We start from the raw sequence: 6647 nt of genomic DNA, 5'->3' as shown, positions 1-6647 counted from the left end.
ATAGAACCCGCGACAGTCGTATGCGCAGTAAGGCATTAGGTCGAGTCGAGCGTAAGTTCATCCTCGATGCCGACAGTGCGGATTTGTTTGATACGCTACGTCGAGACGCTGGCTTCTCCACTAAAGAAAAATCTGAGTTCTTTGCGGCGCTACTGCTTCGTGTCGCCAACAAGAATTGGCTCGGCAAATCTTTCACCTTACCCATTGAGGAGGCGCTATGAAAATGAAGATAAATCGTCATGCTTACTATGGTTTGGTGCATAAAGGTGTGAAAGCGCTGCTGAATGACCGTCTGGGGTTTTATGATGACGATGAGTATCGCAACTATTTAGGTATTCAAACGGGTCAAACAAGCTGTAAGAACTTGAGTGATAGTGCATTACGCCAGCTGGTAGAAGAATTAAAGCAGCAAGGCTATTTAGAGGACTCGCTCAAGTTTAAAAAACGCTTGGGTGGCAGATCAGCCCACCAACCATCCAGTAAACAGTGGGCTAAACTTGCGGCTTTGGCAAAGTCAATGGGCTGGCAAGGGTTGGATGACCCAGCATTGGATAGCTTTGTAAAGCGCACAGTGAAAGTCGAACGCGCTCGTTGGCTAACTCGTGACAATATTCGCTCTGTTATCGTAGGGCTTGAGCGTTGGCTTGCTCAAAAGGAGGGGTCATGTCGAGGCGAGTAAAGTTTCGGGCCGAGCCTCGCTATGAGGTGCTTAACCCTCGAACTCAAGAAGAGCTCGAGGCACTATTACTTGAAATGTATCCGGATAACCGCATCGCAGCTATCGAGTTTCAGGCTACCCTCAATCAGATTGATAAAGCGATCATCAAAAGTGATTTGGGTATTCGTAATTGGTACACCCCTAAAGAGCTGGCTGAGTACCTATGGAGAAGGAGTAATTATCATGCCATCGAAACCGATCCGTATGCTTCCAGCCTATGAGGTGTTTAATAGCTGCACTCGCACCCAGCGCAACCACGTGCGAGATGGCTATTTCTTTGCCTCCAAACTGCAAACTTGGTTTGTGTTTGTCAAAGATAAAGGCGAAACCGCTAATGGCAAACCTAAGGATCAGCTCAGTCTATTTGGGTAGTGGGCGGTAATGAAAGAGTTTGAATGGCGCTTGCATCCAGTTTGGAGCAAGCGTCATTTTTATTGGTGTAACCGTAGAACGTTCGATTGCGCTCTATCTTACAGGCGCACAATCGAAAGTACGTAAGCCAGACAGCATCACGGCTGGCCGCTTCGCCATAAGTTAGCGGCTTTTGGTCAAACGGCCGCTCACACTCCACCAAGTCACCCACAGGTGGTGATTGGATAATATCTTGGTATTCATACTGAGTGACAATCTTAGTATCCTGACACCCAGCCAACAGGATAAGCGATAGGCTCAGCGGCGCATATTTCATGTTCAAGCTCCTTTTCCAATTCTTCGACTCGTGTTTTTAGCTGATGTCGAGCCTTGCGCTCTCGACTCGACGCCTCGTCCGCGATTTTCTGCGCTTCACGCCTTTGGGTGGTTAATGTGGTAATGCGATCAGCCAGTAAGTGGTTGGTGGTTTCCTGGCTGGTAATGGTCTCGCCTAGCACTTGGTTACTGGCCTTTAGCTCACTGGTGTAGTGGAAGAGCTTGTAGTTCACCAATAAACTTACGATGAGTATCGCGCAGCCTAACCAGAAAGCCGTGCGTTTGAGCTGGCTTAGAACACCCATGTTATTGCCATCCGTTCAAACAAATCGCCATCTCTTTATCTCGCCGTTTGGGGATACCTTCGCAACCACTGCCTTTAATACGGCAATCTTTCTTATTAACATAGACCCAACGCGGATATTGCAAGCAGGCCGCGCGATGGTCTCCTTGATTAAATGTCTTGAGTAAGGTCGAACGAGCAAAGTTGCCCGCGCCGAGGTTGAACACAAAACTCACCATCATGTCGTATTCCGCTTGGCTCGGCGTTCGTGTGATATGCTGCTTCACCACGCTCTCAGCACTGGCCACATCCTTAACAAAGTCATGGGCGATTTGCTCATTCGTTGCCGTGTCACCTTGCTTCACCCCTTGGGTATGCCCAAGACCGAGAGTCCAAGTATTGGCACTGCATTGGTAGGCTTGAGCGCGGCAACCTTCTTCATTCGCAATATGACGCAGACCACGTTCACTGACACTCAATGCGTCGTCGATATTAAACACGATGGTCAATACGGCCATGATGGAGCACACCAAGGCTTTCGTTGCTTTAGTTTTCAAACTCATGAGCTTTCCTCCGACTCCATTTGGGTGCCATGATCGGATTTCAGGCGCGCCAACTTGGCTTTATTGAGCTGAGTGGCCACCGCATAATGTCGAATGGCCATACAACCCGAGATAATGCCCACCGTAACCGCAACAAATTGTGCGATATCATTGACGCCAAAACTGACGATCGTGGCCATGACAGACGTGCCGAATTTCTTTAGACCCGCTAAGTCTGTTAGGGACATCAAGATGGCTTTCATTCCCGTTTCACTCATTGGCTTTTTCTCTCTTATTGTGGTTATTCAAATGTTTGTTGACTGCTTTCAGTGATGACCTCAAAGGTGACGGCCGTTAGGGTGATAAGCGGCCTTTGTTTTTGGGTCACCGGTTTCGTCTCTGTAATGACTTGACCATCGCTGCCAGTCACCGCCCCTTTAGCTAGGTACACCCCTTCAATACGTTGGGCCAGCGACGTTAAGGCTGCAGGCACTATGTCGCGTCCGTGCTGCGTCTTCCACGTATTAATGACGGCTTCAATGTTAGTTTTTGCCGTCATTTGAATGGACTCAGCCAATGAGGCGTAGTCACTGAAGATCTGCAGGTGAAAGCTGGCCGTTGCCCTGACATCCGTTGCATCCACCACGCGCACCAAATCCCCCATAGGCACTCGCTTATCCCCTGAGCACTCTGACTTAATCAAGTCTTTGATGGCTTGGTTAGGAAGCGAGCCATCTTGCAAAATGGCACTGATTTCAATTTCATTCGGGGCAGGAGTCCAAACCGACACGTTCTTAATTGATGAACTGCTTGAGCGAGCAAAGTACTCATACGCCTCGTACGGCCCAGCCACACTGAACTTTGACGGCGAAATATAGATTCGATAGGCAAAATCATCATCACCCTCAATCTCAGAGCCACCTTGTGTGGTCTCGGCATTGGCCACACGTTCAAGGGCATCCAATGGCGTAACAGCTTGATGGATTTGTCCGGCTAAAAAGCCATTTCCCTGAAGGCCAGTTTCGATGCACTCTACGCTCGTCTGAATGCTCTGTGTGCCCGCACTGACCACCACCTCTTCCAATGTTTCAAACAGAGTTTGGTTATCCACGGCAATCACTTGATAGCCCTTAGCAATGACAAAGCCAGTATGAGGGGTAAAGGTAAAAGCCATTACCGTACGGGCCTTTGAGGCGGGCAACCGTTCGGTTTCAGTGAGCAGTCCAAGGTTGTCTAAACGCTCTTTTTCTGCAAACGGCAGCAAGTTCTGTTTGCTTTCATAGTTAATGAGCGCTTTGAGCTCGTTCTTCTCATACGCGATTTGCTCAAGATGAAACGTTTCTGGGTCGTTGATGCCAGGATAGTGCCCTGTGCCTAGTTGGTAACGCTGCTTGAGGCTGACAAGGTCGGCGTTATAGTTCACCTCGACCAGTTGCGGCTCTGGGATATTAGGGAATCGATTGGTCATATCAGTTCGCTCTTGCTAGTTGCGCGCTGGCGGTCCACGAACGTCCACTAATGGAGGTCGTCACGGTGGTGGGTTTCCAGCGGTTTGGCACGTTGCCAAAGTTTAAAAATTCAATCAAATGCGCGGTGGTTAACATGATATTGGTCACTGACATGCGTCCTTTCGCGCCTTGTTTCCCGTCTGCGCCGTTTTGTAAATAGGACTCGGCGTAAGCTCTGGCGTCTGCCATGGATTTCACGTTGTCGATGTTGTGCAGCATCTTCACTCGATCGCCCGTCGCGGTGGCATCCCCTGCACGATAGCTAAAAAGCTGCTGGGCTTGCTGGTCATAACCATTGACTTCGACCGCTACGTACTTTGAACGAGCGCTATCGGGTAAATTGAGAGCGGTGAGAATGTCTCGGTTTAAGGTGTCAATTTGAATCACGTCGTCTTTAAAGTTGCCCATCACAAGGTTCTTGCCTTTGATGGCCATCGGCACACTGGTTTGCTCTGACAATCGAGTTAAGAATGCGGGGGTGGTTTCATCTCGCTGCTCAATGCGAGCAAATTGAAAGTCAGGCGTATCAGGCGCTTTGATAAACGATAGGCCGCTCTCTTTTGCCCAAGACTGTGCAACGCGCTCAAACGTGACATTCTCTTGTACCAAGCACTGCTGATTGTCGATAAAACCTCGCTTGATGGTGGGCGGTTTGGCGTTTGCACCGACCATCACATCATCAGGCCCAATCTTGAAGGACACTTCATCAATACTGAACTCTCCCCACAACCACTCGTGACGCTGACCGCTTTCATCTAACCAGCCAATGCCTGGCGTTAAGGTGTCCCCTTTGGTGGGATACCAGGCCTGACAAAAACGGCGGTCTTTGTTAAACAAAGTGAGAGACAAGGTATCTGTACCGGTTTGTTTGCTTTCCATCACATCGGTATAGGTCATGGACTTGACATAGCGACTGAGCTCAGCGGTCACATCCTTTCCCGCCCAGTGCAAAATGGCGAATGGACGGATAAGCCCTGTTGCGGTTATGCCCATGGTGGCGTCTCCACAGTGACTGTGTTCACCACTTTCACCGCAGGGATGTTGACGATTTCCCCTCCGCTAAAGGTAAAGCTGGTCATGGCTCGGGTCAGCTCAAGGTTGGCATCAAATAGCGCATCGACTAAGGTTTGATTGGTGACGCTATAGGCGCGATAACAAATCTGCTCCCAGCGCTCGCTCTGGCGTGCAATTAAGGTATTCATGAACGCACTTCCACGATGTCCAGTTGATAGTCCACACTGGTCACCACGCCACTAGGCAGCGTTTGAATATTGGTGCGGGTGATTTTACGAATACAAAACTGCCCATGCACCACTGAGCCCACGACCAAAGCGCGAGGCACGCCATTTTCGCCCATTAATTCGAGCCGCTTGGTCATCTTTGTGATGTCGACAAAGTGATTATTAAAGGTCAGATCCAATAAGGCGGTGTGCTCATCTTCACCCATATTCTGGTGCGCGGGATAACCGTTAATGAGGTCTTGTTTGTTGATCTTAAAAGTGCGCGAGTCGCTGATTTTGTTTGGCGTGAAGCGCCCCTTAAAGACTAAATCACCAAAGCCGCCCCACTGGGAATAATTCGTTGTTTGTTCTGTCATCTATGATTCCTCATCACTGATGGTGTGACTCTTACCCGTGAGAAGGCTCTTGGCGGTGATCTCAGTCACATCAGGGTTGGTAAAATGTTTGTGTACGGTGAGCACCAATGTGGCTTGCCAATCTTCGCGCCAAGTAAAGAGATCGTCTTTGGGGTCAAAGTCATCGTCTTGTTTTGGCTCACTCCAGCCGGATGATGTTTTTCGAGCATCGGAAATCTCTGCATCGCCCACGACCGTCAGCCGCTCACAGAATTCACCAAAGCCAGCAGGCAAGTCTTCACCAATGTCTTTTAAAACAATCAAGTCATGGGTGAGATAATCGGTCATGCGCAAATTGAGTTGTATCTGCTGACTAGATAAAAAGCACTGCGTGTTCCCGCCGCTGACTCTGGCTGAAATCACCACATCAAGGAGCATTTCATAAGCAGCGAACGAGGCTTGTGTCGTCAGTGCCAGCCGATTCAACGCGCGGATACCATTGAACATCACACGCACTTCTTTTCTGGCCACCGCATTGGAGGGCTCAATCACCGCTTGCATGCCAAGTGAGGTTTCCAGTGTTTTCTCTAATGTTCGAATCACTTTCATTGGATTGCTGCCTTTAACTGCTCTAATGCCATTTCTTGCTGCGCTTGTTGCTGCTCGGGACTTAAATACATGAACTCACGACTGGAGACTTTGATTTGCGGCGTTCGGATGTACAGCACATAGAACACGCCTTTCTCTGCGCCTTTGTTGTTTCGGTTGGCTTTAGTCTTCACCTTTTGACCAAAAGCCTTACCCCCCAAGGGTGCTCGTCCCATGATGGAATGAGGACGGTAGAAAATCTTCCAGCCTTGATGCTCTAATCCTTCCAAGGTTTTACGCACCCCATACACCTCGGAGCGTTTCTTTACCTGCTTGTTGACCGGTATGGCGAGCTGTTTGGCTTTCTTCGCTTTGATCACACCGCCATTGTTAATCAGTGGCGCATGGGCTTTGTTGGTGCCTATGCGGTATTCCTCTTTGCCAGCCTTGTACGTCAATGAGGCGTAAGTTTCACCTGTATCAAACAGGGGTTTAGCCCCTGCGTTCTTGGTGTTTTTGGTCAGCGGAGCGTTGGGTTTAAACGTGCCGTTTTTCATGTTGTTGCGCACACACTGCAAACCAAAGGGAGCCAACGTCTCTGGCAGACCCTCAATCGCTTTGGTGGTGTTATGCAATGCATCAAGAAAACCTTTCATCGCTGATACGCTCCATTGAACGGTGTTTGAACCAGGCTTAAATTCTGCCTTTTATTTAGCGGCCATCTGCCGAACGGAAGTTAATCAAC

At 49.3% G+C, this 6647-nt stretch carries 13 protein-coding genes; 3 read left to right on the top strand and 10 right to left on the bottom strand.

Annotated features, from left to right (window positions below; all coding sequences use genetic code 11):
* The 3 genes from AB4589_RS24540 to AB4589_RS24530 form a co-directional block, all read left to right on the top strand.
* Positions 1-221 (top strand): hypothetical protein (locus AB4589_RS24540; protein WP_372101881.1); only part of this gene is annotated, 221 nt, incomplete at its 5' end.
* On the top strand, positions 218-679 hold the full coding sequence (locus AB4589_RS24535; protein ID WP_372101880.1) for a regulatory protein GemA: 462 nt from the start codon (positions 218-220) through the stop codon (positions 677-679). The genes AB4589_RS24540 and AB4589_RS24535, both read left to right, overlap by 4 nt.
* Positions 664-939 (top strand): hypothetical protein, encoded by a 276-nt coding sequence (locus AB4589_RS24530; protein WP_057620491.1) that lies wholly within the window; start codon positions 664-666, stop codon positions 937-939. The genes AB4589_RS24535 and AB4589_RS24530 overlap by 16 nt, the downstream gene beginning before the upstream one ends.
* A 134-nt stretch (positions 940-1073) precedes the next feature.
* Here AB4589_RS24530 and AB4589_RS24525 read toward each other — a convergent pair whose 3' ends face one another.
* From AB4589_RS24525 to AB4589_RS24480, 10 genes are read right to left on the bottom strand one after another with little or no spacing between them, the layout of a single operon-like run.
* Entirely contained in the window at positions 1074-1406 is a 333-nt protein-coding gene (locus AB4589_RS24525) for a hypothetical protein (RefSeq protein WP_372101879.1), read from the bottom strand.
* Complete coding sequence (locus AB4589_RS24520; protein WP_372101878.1) at positions 1348-1710, bottom strand: hypothetical protein; 363 nt, start codon at positions 1708-1710, stop codon at positions 1348-1350. Before AB4589_RS24520 ends, AB4589_RS24525 begins: the two co-directional genes overlap by 59 nt.
* A 1-nt stretch (position 1711) precedes the next feature.
* Positions 1712-2251 (bottom strand): lysozyme, encoded by a 540-nt coding sequence (locus tag AB4589_RS24515; RefSeq protein WP_372101877.1) that lies wholly within the window; start codon positions 2249-2251, stop codon positions 1712-1714.
* Entirely contained in the window at positions 2248-2508 is a 261-nt protein-coding gene (locus AB4589_RS24510; RefSeq protein WP_136985796.1) for a hypothetical protein, read from the bottom strand. The genes AB4589_RS24515 and AB4589_RS24510 overlap by 4 nt, the downstream gene beginning before the upstream one ends.
* 23 nt (positions 2509-2531) lie before the next feature.
* Complete coding sequence (locus AB4589_RS24505) at positions 2532-3698, bottom strand: baseplate J/gp47 family protein (RefSeq protein WP_372101876.1); 1167 nt, start codon at positions 3696-3698, stop codon at positions 2532-2534.
* A gap of 1 nt (position 3699) precedes the next feature.
* Positions 3700-4731 carry a phage late control D family protein gene (locus AB4589_RS24500; protein ID WP_048666291.1) on the bottom strand — a complete coding sequence of 344 codons (1032 nt, stop codon included), beginning with the start codon at positions 4729-4731 and terminating at the stop codon, positions 3700-3702.
* Positions 4722-4940 (bottom strand): tail protein X, encoded by a 219-nt coding sequence (locus AB4589_RS24495; RefSeq protein WP_132982794.1) that lies wholly within the window; start codon positions 4938-4940, stop codon positions 4722-4724. Before AB4589_RS24495 ends, AB4589_RS24500 begins: the two co-directional genes overlap by 10 nt.
* Positions 4937-5335: a phage tail protein gene (locus AB4589_RS24490; protein WP_132982795.1), complete on the bottom strand. Its 399-nt coding sequence runs from the start codon at positions 5333-5335 to the stop codon at positions 4937-4939. The genes AB4589_RS24495 and AB4589_RS24490 overlap by 4 nt, the downstream gene beginning before the upstream one ends.
* Complete coding sequence (locus AB4589_RS24485) at positions 5336-5923, bottom strand: hypothetical protein (RefSeq protein ID WP_210456011.1); 588 nt, start codon at positions 5921-5923, stop codon at positions 5336-5338.
* On the bottom strand, positions 5920-6558 hold the full coding sequence (locus tag AB4589_RS24480) for a hypothetical protein (RefSeq protein WP_372101875.1): 639 nt from the start codon (positions 6556-6558) through the stop codon (positions 5920-5922). The genes AB4589_RS24485 and AB4589_RS24480 overlap by 4 nt, the downstream gene beginning before the upstream one ends.
* Between the last annotated feature and the right edge of the window lie 89 nt (positions 6559-6647).

Source organism: Vibrio sp. 10N.222.49.A3 (genome assembly GCF_041475145.1).
Taxonomy (GTDB): Bacteria; Pseudomonadota; Gammaproteobacteria; order Enterobacterales; family Vibrionaceae; genus Vibrio; species Vibrio tasmaniensis_A.
The sequence above is the reverse complement of the archived record's forward strand: the minus strand, read 5'-3'. Positions and strand labels throughout refer to the sequence as shown.